The organism is Gordonia alkaliphila (genome assembly GCF_023017165.1).
Classification (GTDB): domain Bacteria; phylum Actinomycetota; class Actinomycetes; order Mycobacteriales; family Mycobacteriaceae; genus Gordonia; species Gordonia alkaliphila.
In genome coordinates, this window is the sequence record NZ_JALKBW010000002.1 from 128,924 (window position 1) to 142,761 (window position 13,838).

Genomic DNA, 13,838 nt, shown 5'->3' on the forward strand with positions numbered 1-13,838 from the left:
AGGAGTAGTACATGGCTACCAAGCTCACCCCGTCCGAGGCTCGGGCGCAGGCATCGGGCATGCAGAACGAACTGAACGAGGCCCTTTCCGGGCTCAAGCGCATCCAGGCAGGGGCAGAGGCGCTGGCGGGTGCGGGCATCGTCTCTTCCTTCGGCAACGCGGCGCGCGCAACCGCTCAGCAGCTGGTCACCGAGGGCACCAACGCCAAGAACCGCGGTGACGCGGTCGCGCAGGCGCTGGGAACCTACGCGAACAACCAGGAGAACCAGAACGAGTCCGGCAAGGGCAGCCTCCCGACGCTCTGATCAGCCCTGAACAACCAGCCTCCTCTACGACGTAAGGAACAGACATGACCGATTCGATTACCGTCAACCCCGGCGCCGTCGCCGGCGCACTGGGCGACGTCAACGGCGGCAAGGCCCAGTTCGACGCTGCGTTCGCTTCCTACAGCTCGCGCGTGAACTCCCTCCAGGGCAGCATGGACGGCGCGACCCTGGGCGCCATGCTCGACATCCAGCGGGTACTGCAGAACATCGCCACCCGGGTCACCGAAGCCGTCGGGCAGCTGTCGCGTGCCGCCGACAACCAGGCCAACGAGCACCTCGGGCTCGACGGCCAGGCGGGTCGGCAGATCTCCGGACTCTGATCGTTCGGCGACGGCGATCCGCTCGAAGGCCCCACCAACACTCGTTGGTGGGGCCTTCGGGCATCTTCGGCGTCATTTCTCGGCGCGTCGCGAGAGAGAATCGTGGCGGCACGAAACATAATGACGACACATTCTAGTTAGCTAGTTGGCCTACAGGTAGTAAACACGGGGGTCTGTGATGGCGGGAAGTGGGCGGGTCGCCGTGGCGCCGCCGCCACCTCCGGCGAATGGCGGCCGGCCGCGCTCGGCGATGAGGGCGAGCCCGCGTCGTGCCCCCGAATTCTGCTCCGGTTGGAGCCGATGGCCAGGATGGGTGCACGTGGGGTTCGAGATGGACGCCGCCGCCCCGGCAATACTCGCCGTTGCCGAACCGGGCTGCTTAGAGGGGGCACTCTTCGGCCCGCTCGCGGACTTAGTCAGAGCGGGATACGACGCGCAGTGGGTCACCGTGGACGCGGCCCTGGCCGGAGCCTGCTTCAGCCTGCCGCAGGTGTTTCTGCTGGCAGCCCCCGCCGACAGCAACGGGCCTGCCGTAGGGACGTTCGGGGAGCACACTGCGCTGGCCACGTTGATACCGGAAGCTGGATGGTCCGATCCGGAGATGGGACTGTTCGGCCCGGTGCCCTTCGTCGGGAGGCTGCCGGCCGCCGGCGCTCTGCGTGGCGATGCGCTGCACGGGCTCGGCGAGTTCGGGGTTGCGGGGCTTCACCACTACCTGGGCGCGATGCTCGATGATGGCGGGGATCAGTGGGCGGACCGCTTCGGGTGGTCGCCCAGCGAGCTCCGACGAGCCCGCCGAATGCTGGGGCGAGCCTTGGGTGCGCCGACCCTGACAGGTCTGGGGTCGGCGATCCTGGTCGCCGCACAAGGGGGCGGTCCGCGGCCAGCGGAAGCGTTACTGCCCAGCCCGACCATCGGGGCCGCGCCGCGCCGGCGTGGTCGGCGCCGGGCCACACTCGCCGACGTTGTGGCGGGCCTCGATCAGAGTCCCCCCGCCGTTGAAGGTGACCGCGAGCCACCGCAACAGGCCTTGCCGGGCATGAGCCAGTCCGACGTCGCACGATCTTCGGTGCCGATGTTTCAGTGGGGGCCGTTCGCTCCCGCGATCGCCCGGCACGCCCACGTCACTGGGGAGCTGGCGCCGGCACCGTTGCTGTCCGAAGAATCTGGCCAGGGCCAGCTTGCCGAGGCCTTCGTGGACTGGGTGCTCACGGTCGCCGCCAGCGATCATTTTTCGGATCCGGGAAGGCCTGCTGCGGGGCCGTCGCCGCAGCTGCTGCTGGCCGTGCAAGTGCTGGCGGCAATCGGAAGCTGGCGCGGCACCTGGGCCTAATTCTCCCCGGCAGGGGTGTCGGGGCCAATCGCTACGGTCGGAGGCTCCACAGCTCTGAGAGGACCTGCCTGATGATGTACGTTCAAATTTCGTTGAGCACGAACGGATACGACGACGCCGAAGCCTCGGCGATCATGCTGGAGCAGATCGCGCAGAAGATCCGCGAGGGCGGCGGGCTGCTGATCAACGAGAGCTCCGACCCTACGCCGGGACAGTCCGAGGACGAGGACACCGATCTCGGCACCGAGGTACAGACCGACGCCAGCCACTCCCAGCGGGTGTATTGGGTGTGCGCGTCGGAATAGCGCTCAATACGAGGCGCGCTGCGGCCCGCCGGTTGGCTAGTGTTCGACGCAGTGACCAAGAGTGAGTGATGGGAGGTGCTGCTGTGACGGTGATCCGAACTGCGGGCGCTGCTGCAGCGGCAGCGCTGCTGGCTGCGACGGTAGTCGCGGCGCCGGCGGCGTCGGCAAACCCCGCAACCCAATGCGCGACGCTGGGCTGGGTGGGCGATTCGCTGTCGGTGCCATTGCTGGCCGAAGGTCGGGGAACGATCCAGAGCGGTTCGGTTGGCCAGGACACGCCGCTGGCCAAAGATCTCCTGCCGCAGGGGGTGAACACCATCTACTACGACGTGGCCGGGGCGCGGAGCGCCGTGGAAACGGTGAACGGGACCCCGAACGCTGTCGACGCGTTGGCCTCACTGCCCGCCGCGGACTGCTACTTCGCGGCCGTCGGCACTAACGATGCGGCGAACATCGCCGTCGGCTCGGAGGTAGATGCTGCAGAACGCGTGAAGCGTCTGCGTGGCGCGGCCAGCGGGAAGCCGCTGTTCATGATGACCGTCGCGATCGGGGAGAACGCCACGGCAAACGGATACACCCCGGCCGCCGCACAAGCGATGAACGACGCGATCACCGCGGGACTGCCGACCGGACACGTTCTCGACTGGGCTGCACGGTCGACCACCGAGCTGCGCGCCGCGGACGGCATCCACGACAGCGCCGCCGGCATCAGCTCCCGCGCCCGAGCCGCCGGAGTGTTCTTCGCCGGCGGTACTCCGGCCGCCGGCGGCGACGACCGCAGTCCCGGGCAGCCATGCCAGGCCCCCGTGATCGCACTGGACCCGGGCCACAACCCGGACAAGATCGAAGCATTCGACCGCCAGAGCGGTGTGCTGATGGTTGACGAACCGAACGGGGCCGAGGACGCCGACGTGATGGCAGTGGCCAAAGCGGTCCGCTCTGCGCTGGAATCACGCGGCTACAAAGTGGTGCTGCTGAAGTCGTCCACCGACCAATCCATCAGCTACCGCGACCGGGTGGAACGCGCCAAGTCCGAGGGCGCAGCCCTGGGGGTGTCCATACACACGTCCATCAACGAAAACTCGATCTTCCCCCAACGGGAAGGGAACTATCGCGAAGGCGTCGGCGCCGACGGCCAGCACACGCGGGTTGCCTTCAGCAATGCCGATACCGCGGCTGCCAGCGAGCAGTACTCGATGATGTTCGCGCAGGCGCGGGCGACCGCCGAAGGTCGTTCGGTGGTGGTGCGCAACAACTCCTTCGATGGGCGGGCAGGCTTGTGGGGCGGCAACATCCCGGTAATCGCGTTGATCGCCGAGGACGTTCCGTGGGTGTACAACGAGTTCGGGACCCCCACTACCGGCGGGACGGTCAAGGTGCCCAACGAGGAACTGGCCCGATACGCCACGGGGCTGGTCGCCGGGATCATCGCCTCGATCCCCAACGACTGCGGCCAGCAGACATTGCCGGCAGCCCCCGAGCCCTCCTGAAAGCCTGAAAGGCCCCACCCAGACGCAGCAGACGGCAGCATTTCGACACCAGTCGCTTAACGGAAGGAACCACAGCACCATGTTCATGGCTGAACGCGACCTGGCTGCGGTGATGGTCCGCCCCCATACCGTGACGTTGATGGCAGCTGCCGCGCTCGCGGCGCCGGGCGCCGCGCTCGCGCAGCTGGCCCCCCTGGTCAACGCAGAGCAGGCGGCGGCAGCAGGCACGGTCATGATGGTCGCCGCCGGCGTGCTCGCGGTACTGGCCGCGGTGGCATTGGCCGGGGACTGGATGGGTGCCTTCTCCCGCTGGTGGCCGCTACCTCCGCTCTGGGGCTATCGGCGGGCACTGAGTGCCCGGTGCTACGCCTACTACGGTGTTGCCGCCGCCGGATACGCCGGCATAGTCGCCTATCTCGTCGGCGTCGGGGGCGCCGCCGAGGCGCTGCCGATCGTCGTCCTCTGGGGAACGGTGGTGACGCTCCTGGCTGGTCACGGCGCGTCCGCCAACCTGCTCCTGGTGGTGCACGACCGCCAGCAACACCAGCAGGCCAGTGTGCTCGGCCGACAGCAAACGATCGGTGACGATCTTCGTGGACGTCCACCTGTCATGGTGGGGCCGTAACGTGATGGAGACTGCGTCCGACTCTGCCGAACCCCATCCGAAGGAGCGACTATCCGATGGCTGACATTCACGATTTCTGCTGGACAGTGGCGTCCTACGGACAAGGCGGCGCCGGATCCGGTGCTGGGGTGTGCTTCCGCAGGACCGGGCATTCCGGCCAGCATTCGTCCGGGGCCGCCCAATGGGCGGGCGGCGCGGGGAAGGTCCCCCAAGGGCAACGACACCTGTGCGCCCGCCCGATGACGCCACTGCCCTGAACACCTGCAGGCGCACAGCGGGAGTAGGCAAGGAAACGCCCCGGGGCCGTTAAGGGGTGGCCAGCGGGGGCGGTTTCGGTCGTGCTCGGCGACTATCAGCTAGTCTAGTGCGCCGCCGGCGAGGCTGTCCACCCCCCGCGCGGCCTCGGCCGCAGGGGTCGGTTAGCAGCTGATGGTGGGGCGAAATAGGGCCTCAAGGGCTTGTACGATCACCGAAACAGCCCTGCAGCTTCTCGCGACGGTGCGCATTCGCCACTTGACGGTGGCCACTACGAAGGAGGAGTCGATGACCGATTTCGGACTGAAGAGCGGAATCGACGGCGCGTTAGCCAGCGGCCGGTCGGCCGTCGACGGAGCCATCAAAGGGGCGGGCCCTGCCCCTGACGCCCGATTCAACGGCGCTGCAGAAGAGAACCGCGACGACGCCCGGAAGGCCCGCGGCCGCGTCGAACGAACCTCCGACGCCGCTCGCGGAGCCGTCGACCAGCAGCGCAACATCAACCGAACCGGCACGGCTGCACTGTCGGGGACCACCGTGCCTCAGCAGGCATCCAGGGTCACCACCCCGATGGGACTGCTCGGGGCACTGGCAAACCCGGGGCCCGGCGGGCAAAGTCCGCTGCAGGCCATGGCGCAACCGATGATGCAGTTCGCGCAGACGATGGCCCAGCCGATGGCCGCGATGGCCGCGCAGGCACCGCAGACTTTTTCGCAGGCCTACTCTCCCAATCCCGGAGACAACATTCGGCTCAGTCCGCAGCAGCAGCAGGCGTTGGCCGCTGCGTTGGCCGCCGCCCAGGAGGGCGGTACCGGATCCACGACCATCGACGGCAAAGACCTGGCCGAGGGCGTTCACGGCGACCGGGAGAAGAAGGTCGTGCAGCTGGCCAAGGCCGTCGTCGACGCGAAGATCCCCTACTCGTGGGGAGGGGGCTCGTTGACCGGGCCGACACTGGGCATTTCCGGGCCCGGGCTAGGCGCCAACGATAACCAGGTCAACGGCATGGACTGCAGCAGCTTCACCCGGTACGTCACCTACCAGAGTTCGGGGGTGGAGATCCCGCGTGTGTCCGGCGCACAGTGGGCCGCGTCGGAACCGGTCTCGGCCGGTCAGGCCCGTCCCGGCGACCTCGTGTTCCCCCCCGGAACCCAGGGCGCCAATCACGTACAGCTCTACATCGGCAACGGCATGATCGCCGAGCAATACCAGTCCGGCACCACCGCCCGTATCATCCCGCTGGACCCGTCCTACGAGATTCGTCGCCCGCGCGGGGTCTGACCCCGTGCCAGCTGAGGAACCGCGCACCCGAGGAAGAAGCCACCTGTGATCTACGAGTACACCGGCGAGCAGAAGATCGTCGACGGCATGGTGCTGCGCAGGATCCGGGCCACCACAACGCTGATCGACCGAGGGATCAGCGAGGGCGACGTCGGCGGCTGGATCGAATCCGACAGCAACCTGATTGACCGCGGCTGGGTGGGAGAGGACGCCGTGGTGTGCCAAGGTGCGGTGGTCAGCGACGACGCGCAAGTCCGGCACCGCGGGCAAGTTCGTGGGACTGCCCGTATTCGTGACACGGCAGTCGTCTACGACGACGCCATCGTCACAGACGCCATCGTCGCGGACGCCTCCTCTGTCGGTGGAGACGCCCAGGTCGGCGCCGGCTGCGTTCTCGTCGTAGACACCCACCTGCGCACCGGCGTGTTCCCCGTGGCCGCCGGCCACAGCGAATGATCTGGGAGCCGTGGAGCCGGCCGGCCTGCAACGATCATCCGCGGCCACGCCCATGAAACGTGGCCGCGGACTCCCCACGTTCCTGCTCTCGGCGACGCCGCCCGGGGCTCGTTCCCTGAGCCGGCACGCCGCCGCAGCACGACTAGGCATCGCCTACGACTCACTGGTCAAACTGATCCGGGCGGGGATACTCGACGAACCGCTGCACCCGGCCGCCGTCGACGTTCTCGCAACCCGGCACTGGCTCACTGCGCGGACCGGAGAACTGACCGTTCTGCGCACCGACGGCCCCCCCACCGTGGACGCGCCGACACGGCGGCCATTCGGGTTCGCCGTGGACGTCACCGACGACTACCTCGCAGACGCCGCACTCGGCCCGTGGCGCAGTGACCCGGAGAGGGTCGAACGCAACCAGCTCCTCGCCGTCGTGCTATCCACCGTGCCCGTGGCGGTCTACGACATCGACCGGCGTGGCCCCGCGGAGCTGGATACGCGCGGGCATCCGCGCTACACCTACTCCGGGACGCTCCTGGCGCGGCTAGGGCCCAGCAGCTTGGGCTCGCGCAGAGGGGAAGCGCCAACGGACTCGGCCGGCAACGCCGTGATCATCAAGAATCCGGACCTGCCGGTGGCCGATCCCCGGATCACTACCGCCGAAATCATCATGCACAGTCGAATCCGAGTCGATAGCCGCGGACCCATCGGCTACCTGTAACACGGCAGCGCGCCGCAGCAACATCGACCATCGAACGCCTGTGCTATATTGTGGGGGTGAAGGCGGGCGACGTCGGTGGGGGAAGACCACCGAACGCGGCCCGCCTTCACTGCCAGAGCCTCATCGACGCCGGCACCTGGCACCCGGTCTCCGATCGCCCGGTAATCCTGCAATCGAACATCGCGCTGGGCTGGGCGGCGCGGGTCGCCGACCGGGAACAGCCCTCTCTGCATGTTCGCTCCTGGGGGCTGACGTTCCCGACCGAAATGCCTGCGACGCTCATCGCCTGGGCTCGCTTCACCACGGGCCTGTGGGCTGCCGTGGTCGAAGTTGCGCTCCCGACGTACAACGGCGCCGAGTGCGTCCACGCCACACTCTGGGTGCCTGGCGACACGATCCGACCGCTTCCCTGAGCCTGAATCAGGCATTAGGTCGCGAGCAGGGAAGGCTCAGCGGGGCAGGCGAGGAAGTACGGAGTTCGCTAACGCGATGGCCAGGCGCCGGCCGTCGTCACCCCGATCGTTCACCCCGAGCACCGCGGCGCCGCGCTCCCCGAACGTCGGAATGATGATCCACCAGTCAGGGGCTCCGCTGTCGGTGATGGTGCGGAGCATAGCCGTGCGTCCGCCATCCAAACGCACCTGGTGTGCGCCTGTCTCAGGCCCATACTCGCGGCCGGTGGCAGTCACCGAGTAAGTTCCCGAACGCCACTGGCACATGTATGTGCCATCGGGCTGCGGGATCGGTTCGGGGCGCCACGGGGCGGCTGAGCCGAGCAGGGACAGGTCTGCCAACGTCAACGTCGAACAAGGATCACCAGTCCACTGCGCCTTCCACTGCTCAAACGTTGCGGGAGCTGTGGAGGGGTAGAACGTCTGCTCCGCATGTCCGGATGGCGATGGCGTCACCGCCGTAGTCGCGATCTCCCCGGTCTCGCTGCACGCAGTGAGGGTCGCGGCAAGCAGCACTCCGATAGCCACGGTGCTGGCGGCGTGCCACGCCGAACGAAACAGCGGAGAAGGGTGTCGGCGCATAGGGGTAACCTTCCTGCGGCGCGGAGACAATGAATGTCTAACAACACGAACCGTAATCCGGGAACGCTCGATAGTGAAATCAACACACCGTGCAGGGGTCACAAAACTGGGAGCTTCGTCGAAGTCGAAGCGAGAAGGAGAATGAGAGACGTGGGAATTGATGGGGGCAGCCAAGAGTTCGTTGCGCGACTCATGCAGCTGCAGAATGTCAACGATGAAAATAGGGAGGCGGCCGAGCAGTGCGCTATCGCTGGACTCGGGTGCTTCATGCGAGAAGAAGGAATCGCGGAACTGCACGTCGACTATGAAAAGTCGAACGTCGTGGACGTGCAGTACTCGGACGGGCGAATCGGCGGCCCCGAGAGCGATGAGGACACCGATTTCGAGGTGGCAGACATGCTGGTCGGATGGGTTCCGCACGCGCTGTTCGCGTGGCGAGAAGGATTTATGCCGAGGCTGGGAAAAGAGTACTACGTGACCCTCGAATCGCTGGAACAGGAAAATCCGGGAGTGCTGAAAGAGTGATCTGCTGCGGCCCCCGCTACCGTGACACGAATCAACGTCGATCACCGAAAGGCGCCGTGAGGAGCTGGAGTGCAGGCTGAAAGTCGGTGGGTGCAACGTGCGGCGAGAAGTGGGCGAGGTCCGTTGAAGTGCCAGTGATTGTGGTGAGCTTGCGTGCGAGGTTGGAGCAATGGAAATGGATCAGATCCAGGGTTGCCTGAATGGTCGCGGCAGCTTGGCGGCGTCGGAACATTCTGGTTCTGATGATCTCGCTGCCGCGGTGAATTATTCATTCGCAAATCTATTTCGGAGTGAATGTGTCGGCGGGGCTGGTGCCATCTGGCGGAGAGTGGGCTAGGGGGCCAGGAGGACCGCTTCCACGACAAATCCGGCGGGAGCCGTGAAGTTGCACTGGTCGTTGTACACGATGACTTTGTCTCCGGTGGCCTCGATCGATTCGACCGCCGCGAACTCGGCCTCGGCCACCATTTTGGCAGCACTCAGTGCTTGCGCGGCTTCAGCAGCGCTGGGAGCCCCGAACGGGGTCCACTCCCAGAACCAGTCGGGGTGATTCTCCAGCAGGGGAGTCAGATCGACGCCGTACGCGTCGGTGAGCTTCTCGACAGGCAGTTCGGGCATGGCCGGTGGGTCCTTTCAGGTGGCGAGCGACGAAGAGTCGGTGATGGCAGGAACATACGGGGCCGCCCCGACAGCACTATCGTTGGCGCCGTTCGGGGATGGTCGCGGCAGCAGTCAGCCGTCGCTGCTGGTCGGGGGTGAGGCGTCGCGTGCCGGCAGCGACCTGATAGAGCCATTTGCCGATCGCCGCGTCGGTCCCGGACTGCGGGTCGGTAGTGCGCTCCCACTCGTGGACAGTGCGGATACCGCTGGCCGCAGTGTGCGTGGCGATCAGATCGATCCAGTCGTCGGCGCTACGGGTGGGCTTAGAGATACTTGCGTTCCACGCCCAGCCGGGCAGCGCCTCGTATATCGCAACGATCTTCGCCGGGAGTGAACCGCGACGATAGGCGTGACGCACCTCCCGAACCCGGGCGCCCAGCGGGTAGTCGTCGCGGGTGCGATACGCCGGCGGCGGATTCGGATGCCCCCCCCGGTTCGGCGAGGAACACCGCGAGCTTCTGGGCAGTGAGCACGTAGTGGCTGGTAGTGCGCTTGACCACCTTGAGCTGGAAGTCCGCGACGTCGACGTCGTCGAGCATGCGTGTATCGATAGACAGCCTCCCGGTGGACTGTTCTTCGGGGGCCGCTGAGGTCTCCACCGCGGTGCGCCAGCCCAGCAGCGCGTCGTTGACGTAGTCGTCCTCTTCAGCGAGGGTGGTCAAAACTTGCCAGGCAGCAAGATACGAGGTGCGGGCGACCTTGACGTCCAGTGGGGAGTCGTCACCGGCGAGGTCCAGGACGGGCACGATGATCAGTGCCTTGTGGTCCGGGCCGGCCGGGTGCGGGCGGATGGCGCGGCCTACGATCTGGACGATATCGGGGCCGGAGCTGCGGGGCCCGGCGAACAGGACTGCGTCCAAGGCGGGGACGTCGACGCCCTCGGCGAAGAGTTGGCAGTTGGACACTACCGTCAGCCGGGACGAGTCCTTGAGCGCGTTGATCGCGGCCGTCCGATGGCTGCGGTGGCTGGTCCCGTCGACGTGATACACCATGGCCGGCGACGCTGCCCGTGTGGCGAGATGCCGCAACGAGTGCGCCCAGCGACGAGAGTCAGCGATCCGATTATGGAAGGCCAGAACCGACCGCATCTCGGGATGGGTATCGAGATACTGCAGGAGCGCGAGTTGAGACACTGCTGCGACAGTGTCGATGTTGTCCCCGCGGAGCCGGGCGGCACTGATCGCTGAGGCGGCTGCGTCCGAGGACACTGCCACGACGGCGATCTGATAGTCCGACAGCCAGCCGGCGCTGATCGCCTCACGGAACGACAGGGGACGGACGTGGGGGCCGTAGATCGCGGGATCGTCCATCGAATACACCTCGACTTCCTCCACACTCGGAGCCGATGCGGACGCGGTCAACGGCGCCACGGTACGGGTCGTGGCCGTCATGAACAGGCGCCGCCGCGCTGGAAGCCGTGTCTGGTCCAACGGGGCAGCCCACGCCTTGCCGATGGGGCCGGTGGTGTGGTGGGCCTCATCGCAGATCAACAGATCTGCCGGGCCCGTCGCGGTGAGCGCCGCGCTGATCGCAGGAACCGAGGCGTACGTCGCCACGATCACCAGGGGCCCTCCGGCGCGCAGGGAAGCGCGAATGGCGGCGACGATCTGATTGGGGTCGGTGGTAACCCGTAAGCCTTCGGTGGTCGCGACGTCGGACTCGCGGAGGTCGTCGGCGAGGTCGTCGCCGGCGTGTATCTGCGCCGGGACGTCATCTTCGTCGGACTGCCTCGCACACGCGCGGGGATGGCTCTCCGAACGAGCGGGTCCCGTCCGTGCGGGGAGGCGGCTGGTCTGCGGACGCCGGGTTCCGGTGTGCTGACAGGTGGCCAGGCCGAGAGGCAAGGAGGCTTCTGGTTAAACCAGAAGCAAATCGTCTTTTATTGAGAAAGCAGGCGAGCATAGACATAGTGAAACCCGGTTTAACGGGGTGAAGCTGTACGGCGGCGCAGTTAGTATCCGGCCATGGAACTCAGTGACCTGACAATCGACCACATTGCCCACTCGGCGATCTGTGACCTCGTTGCCGAAGGGTGGGGTGGAGTGGGGGATTTCGGGGCCCTGCACGAACTCTGTGACGCCAACATGCTGGCGACCGATGTGGCCGACGTCTACTGCTCCTACACCGGCGTAGATGATCTGGTGGTGATGCCGCTGTGGCAGGAGGTTGTGCATCGGTGGCTGCAGCAGAACCGGGAACGTCTTGACGCGGGACTGCCCGCGCTAGAGACGCCGAAGCGGATACACCTGATCTGGCGCTCGGACTACGAACTCTTGCTGCGGCGGTGGGAGCAGGGGGACCGCAGATCGTCGCCTCGGGCTCCGCAGGCCTCTGACGTGGCCGAGATCCTGCTTGGGGACTAAGCACCTGCTGCTGGGGCGAGGCGACCACCGCGCGGTGGATATCGAATCGACTCCACGCGAGTCCGGGTCTGCGTCTGCCGGCGGAGGTCCGGGCAAGGTCTGCGCGGTATTGCTCGGTGACCGTTCTCCGGATCGGACTAGGGCAAGATGTCCGGCATGACGCGCGAAGTTCCCGAGCCCTGGTTCACTGCAATGGCGAAGCGGGGCCTCCTTGACCAGCGGACGGGAAGGCCGGCGGCCGCCGCGCTCGCACGCGAGGCTGGTGTGTCTCCGTCCACGGTCGCGCGAATTTTGTTTGAGGAGCGCCCCGTGCGTGCGAATGTTCTCGCTGCGGTTGCTGCGGCTCTGGGCGAGTCTCCCGCTACGGTCTTTCGGTGGACTGGGGCGGAGGGGGCGCCGGAGGACGAGTCATTGGTGACGTCGCCTTGGACGCGGGTGAGTCCCCTGGAGTGGTGGGGTTTGGTGGCTCGCTGAGGGCGGTGGACACGCCGGAGAGCTTGGTGTCGCCGTTGGGGTGGGCCATCGCGTGATGATCAGTGAGTTACCTCACAAGTGACTCAACTGAAAGGCAATCACGCGATGACCCACGACCATTCTGCCCTGCTCGAGCAACTGACTGAACTCGGCACACTCCGATCCGACGAACTCGGTCTTGCCGGAGTGCTCCCGGAGATCCTGCGGGCCGGCTTGCAGGCCCTGATCGAGGCCGAGGCGACAGCGGCGATCGGCGCCGGCCGTTACGAGCGCTCGGCGGACCGAACGACGGTCCGCAACGGGCATCGACCCAAGACGATCTCAACGCCGGCCGGTGATGTGCGGGTGAAGATTCCCAAGCTGCGGGCTGGGTCGTTCTTCCCGGTCCTGCTGGAACGACGCCGCCGGATCGACAAGGCCCTCTACGCGGTGATCATGGAGGCCTACGTGCAGGGTATCTCGACCCGCAGTGTCGACGATCTGGTGCGGGCCATGGGCGTGGACTCCGGGGTCTCCAAGAGTGAGGTATCCCGGATCTGTGCAGGTCTCGACGCTGAGATCGCCGAGTTCCGGGAGCGTTCACTGACCCACACCGAGTTCCCGTATGTGTTCTGCGACGCCACGTTCTGCAAGGTCCGTGTCGGCGCGCACGTGGTCTCCCAGGCGCTGATAGTGGCTACCGGTGTGTCGATCACCGGCACCCGCGAGGTCCTGGGTACCGCTGTCGGGCAGAGCGAATCGTACGAGTTCTGGCGCGAGTTCCTGGCAAGCTTGAAGGCCCGTGGGCTGCACGGGGTGCATCTGGTCATCTCTGACGCCCATGCAGGATTGAAAACCGCTGTGGCACAACAGTTTACGGGTGCCACGTGGCAACGGTGCCGCGTCCATTTCATGAGGAACCTGCACGGAGCGGTCGCGGCGAAACAGCAGCCCGTCGTTACCGCCGGAGTGCGGACTATCTTCGCTCACACCGAAGCGAAAGATGTTGCCGCGCAATGGGATCAAGTCGCCAACACCTTCGACGGGCCGTTCCCCAAGGCGGCAGCGATGATGCGGGACGCGAAAACCGACGTGCTGGCATTCTCAGCGTTCCCGAAGCCGCACTGGCAGAAAATCTGGTCGAACAACCCGATCGAGCGCCTGAACAAGGAAATCAAACGACGCGCCGACGTCGTGGAGATCTTCCCGAACCCCGCCGCGTTCCTCCGACTCGCGACCGCCGTCGTGATCGACGCACACGACGAATGGCAAGTCACCCGCAGATACATGTCCGAGGTCTCCATGGACGAGCTACGCGAGGTCCTCGCCGAGAAGGACAAGGCCGCCGCACTCCTGGACGCGCAAGCCCAAATCGCATAGCGTTCACAACGACTCGTTGATCAGAACGCGTGACTCTACGCCCGATCCGAAGTCCACCACCCCAAGGGGCACTATCTTGGACGCCGCCGGCGGAGGCGAAGTTTCTTACCGCTCGGGAGCGGAGGGCTGTCGACGAGATGATCACCTGTCTGGTCGCTGGCCGTCGATCCGCGGGCAAGTCTTCATAGCCTCGGCCCTGCAACAGCAGAATTCCCTCCTTCGGACTATTTCGCTCATCCCGCAGAGGACTCGGGGGTCTGTTGCGTGTGGTCTCTCGCCGGTGCCCAAGCCGGGTGGCCGGGCCCCGGGCTTTCTAT

At 66.3% G+C, this 13,838-nt stretch carries 17 protein-coding genes; 14 read left to right on the top strand and 3 right to left on the bottom strand.

What is annotated here, in order from left to right; all coding sequences use genetic code 11:
- Nucleotides 1-11 precede the first annotated feature (11 nt).
- The 10 genes from MUG78_RS17470 (at nt 12) to MUG78_RS17515 (ending at nt 7,519) form a co-directional block, all read left to right on the top strand.
- Nucleotides 12-305 (top strand): hypothetical protein, encoded by a 294-nt coding sequence (locus tag MUG78_RS17470; RefSeq protein WP_246997495.1) that lies wholly within the window; start codon nt 12-14, stop codon nt 303-305.
- Between the two features lie 44 nt (nt 306-349).
- Nucleotides 350-646, top strand: a complete 297-nt coding sequence (locus MUG78_RS17475; protein ID WP_246997497.1) for a hypothetical protein — start codon at nt 350-352, stop codon at nt 644-646.
- A gap of 319 nt (nt 647-965) precedes the next feature.
- Nucleotides 966-1,979: a hypothetical protein gene (locus tag MUG78_RS17480; protein WP_246997499.1), complete on the top strand. Its 1,014-nt coding sequence runs from the start codon at nt 966-968 to the stop codon at nt 1,977-1,979.
- 92 nt (nt 1,980-2,071) lie between these two features.
- Nucleotides 2,072-2,284, top strand: coding sequence for a hypothetical protein (locus MUG78_RS17485; protein ID WP_246997501.1), 213 nt, complete (start codon nt 2,072-2,074; stop codon nt 2,282-2,284).
- A gap of 83 nt (nt 2,285-2,367) precedes the next feature.
- Nucleotides 2,368-3,774: an N-acetylmuramoyl-L-alanine amidase gene (locus MUG78_RS18395; RefSeq protein WP_246997502.1), complete on the top strand. Its 1,407-nt coding sequence runs from the start codon at nt 2,368-2,370 to the stop codon at nt 3,772-3,774.
- Nucleotides 3,775-3,859: 85 nt separating this feature from the next.
- The gene (locus tag MUG78_RS17495; RefSeq protein ID WP_246997504.1) at nt 3,860-4,399 is read left to right on the top strand and encodes a hypothetical protein; all 540 of its coding nucleotides are present in this window, start codon (nt 3,860-3,862) and stop codon (nt 4,397-4,399) included.
- 543 nt (nt 4,400-4,942) lie between these two features.
- Nucleotides 4,943-5,935 (top strand): C40 family peptidase, encoded by a 993-nt coding sequence (locus tag MUG78_RS17500; protein WP_246997506.1) that lies wholly within the window; start codon nt 4,943-4,945, stop codon nt 5,933-5,935.
- Nucleotides 5,936-5,980: 45 nt separating this feature from the next.
- The gene (locus tag MUG78_RS17505; RefSeq protein ID WP_246997507.1) at nt 5,981-6,391 is read left to right on the top strand and encodes a hypothetical protein; all 411 of its coding nucleotides are present in this window, start codon (nt 5,981-5,983) and stop codon (nt 6,389-6,391) included.
- Nucleotides 6,392-6,443: 52 nt separating this feature from the next.
- Nucleotides 6,444-7,106, top strand: coding sequence for a hypothetical protein (locus tag MUG78_RS17510; protein ID WP_246997509.1), 663 nt, complete (start codon nt 6,444-6,446; stop codon nt 7,104-7,106).
- A gap of 56 nt (nt 7,107-7,162) precedes the next feature.
- Nucleotides 7,163-7,519, top strand: coding sequence for a hypothetical protein (locus MUG78_RS17515; protein ID WP_246997511.1), 357 nt, complete (start codon nt 7,163-7,165; stop codon nt 7,517-7,519).
- Nucleotides 7,520-7,555: 36 nt separating this feature from the next.
- Here the strand turns inward: MUG78_RS17515 and MUG78_RS17520 are convergent, their stop codons facing one another.
- Nucleotides 7,556-7,720: a hypothetical protein gene (locus MUG78_RS17520; protein ID WP_246997513.1), complete on the bottom strand. Its 165-nt coding sequence runs from the start codon at nt 7,718-7,720 to the stop codon at nt 7,556-7,558.
- A gap of 453 nt (nt 7,721-8,173) precedes the next feature.
- Between MUG78_RS17520 and MUG78_RS17525 the strand changes: the two genes are divergently transcribed.
- On the top strand, nt 8,174-8,665 hold the full coding sequence (locus MUG78_RS17525) for a hypothetical protein (RefSeq protein WP_246997516.1): 492 nt from the start codon (nt 8,174-8,176) through the stop codon (nt 8,663-8,665).
- A 333-nt stretch (nt 8,666-8,998) separates the two neighbouring features.
- Here the strand turns inward: MUG78_RS17525 and MUG78_RS17530 are convergent, their stop codons facing one another.
- Complete coding sequence (locus tag MUG78_RS17530) at nt 8,999-9,283, bottom strand: hypothetical protein (protein WP_246997518.1); 285 nt, start codon at nt 9,281-9,283, stop codon at nt 8,999-9,001.
- Nucleotides 9,284-9,588: 305 nt separating this feature from the next.
- Nucleotides 9,589-11,169, bottom strand: a complete 1,581-nt coding sequence (locus MUG78_RS17535) for a helicase-related protein (protein WP_246997520.1) — start codon at nt 11,167-11,169, stop codon at nt 9,589-9,591.
- A gap of 120 nt (nt 11,170-11,289) precedes the next feature.
- Here MUG78_RS17535 and MUG78_RS17540 point away from each other — a divergent pair, with 120 nt between their 5' ends.
- From MUG78_RS17540 to MUG78_RS17545, 3 genes are all read left to right on the top strand, one after another.
- Complete coding sequence (locus tag MUG78_RS17540) at nt 11,290-11,688, top strand: hypothetical protein (RefSeq protein WP_246997522.1); 399 nt, start codon at nt 11,290-11,292, stop codon at nt 11,686-11,688.
- A gap of 192 nt (nt 11,689-11,880) precedes the next feature.
- Nucleotides 11,881-12,162: a helix-turn-helix domain-containing protein gene (locus MUG78_RS18485; protein WP_372493308.1), complete on the top strand. Its 282-nt coding sequence runs from the start codon at nt 11,881-11,883 to the stop codon at nt 12,160-12,162.
- 105 nt (nt 12,163-12,267) lie between these two features.
- Nucleotides 12,268-13,521: an IS256 family transposase gene (locus MUG78_RS17545; RefSeq protein ID WP_246997701.1), complete on the top strand. Its 1,254-nt coding sequence runs from the start codon at nt 12,268-12,270 to the stop codon at nt 13,519-13,521.
- Nucleotides 13,522-13,838 lie beyond the last annotated feature (317 nt).

Bases quoted from the DNA above. Each gene is read 5' to 3' on its own strand.
- MUG78_RS17470 (WP_246997495.1), top strand. From the start codon at position 12: ATGGCTACCAAGCTCACCCCGTCCGAGGCTCGGGCGCAGGCATCGGGC.
- MUG78_RS17475 (WP_246997497.1), top strand. From the start codon at position 350: ATGACCGATTCGATTACCGTCAACCCCGGCGCCGTCGCCGGCGCACTG.
- MUG78_RS17495 (WP_246997504.1), top strand. From the start codon at position 3,860: ATGGCTGAACGCGACCTGGCTGCGGTGATGGTCCGCCCCCATACCGTG.
- MUG78_RS17500 (WP_246997506.1), top strand. From the start codon at position 4,943: ATGACCGATTTCGGACTGAAGAGCGGAATCGACGGCGCGTTAGCCAGC.
- MUG78_RS17510 (WP_246997509.1), top strand. From the start codon at position 6,444: ATGAAACGTGGCCGCGGACTCCCCACGTTCCTGCTCTCGGCGACGCCG.
- MUG78_RS17520 (WP_246997513.1), bottom strand. From the start codon at position 7,720: ATGCTCCGCACCATCACCGACAGCGGAGCCCCTGACTGGTGGATCATC.
- MUG78_RS17525 (WP_246997516.1), top strand. From the start codon at position 8,174: ATGTCTAACAACACGAACCGTAATCCGGGAACGCTCGATAGTGAAATC.
- MUG78_RS17530 (WP_246997518.1), bottom strand. From the start codon at position 9,283: ATGCCCGAACTGCCTGTCGAGAAGCTCACCGACGCGTACGGCGTCGAT.
- MUG78_RS17540 (WP_246997522.1), top strand. From the start codon at position 11,290: ATGGAACTCAGTGACCTGACAATCGACCACATTGCCCACTCGGCGATC.
- MUG78_RS18485 (WP_372493308.1), top strand. From the start codon at position 11,881: ATGGCGAAGCGGGGCCTCCTTGACCAGCGGACGGGAAGGCCGGCGGCC.
- MUG78_RS17545 (WP_246997701.1), top strand. From the start codon at position 12,268: ATGACCCACGACCATTCTGCCCTGCTCGAGCAACTGACTGAACTCGGC.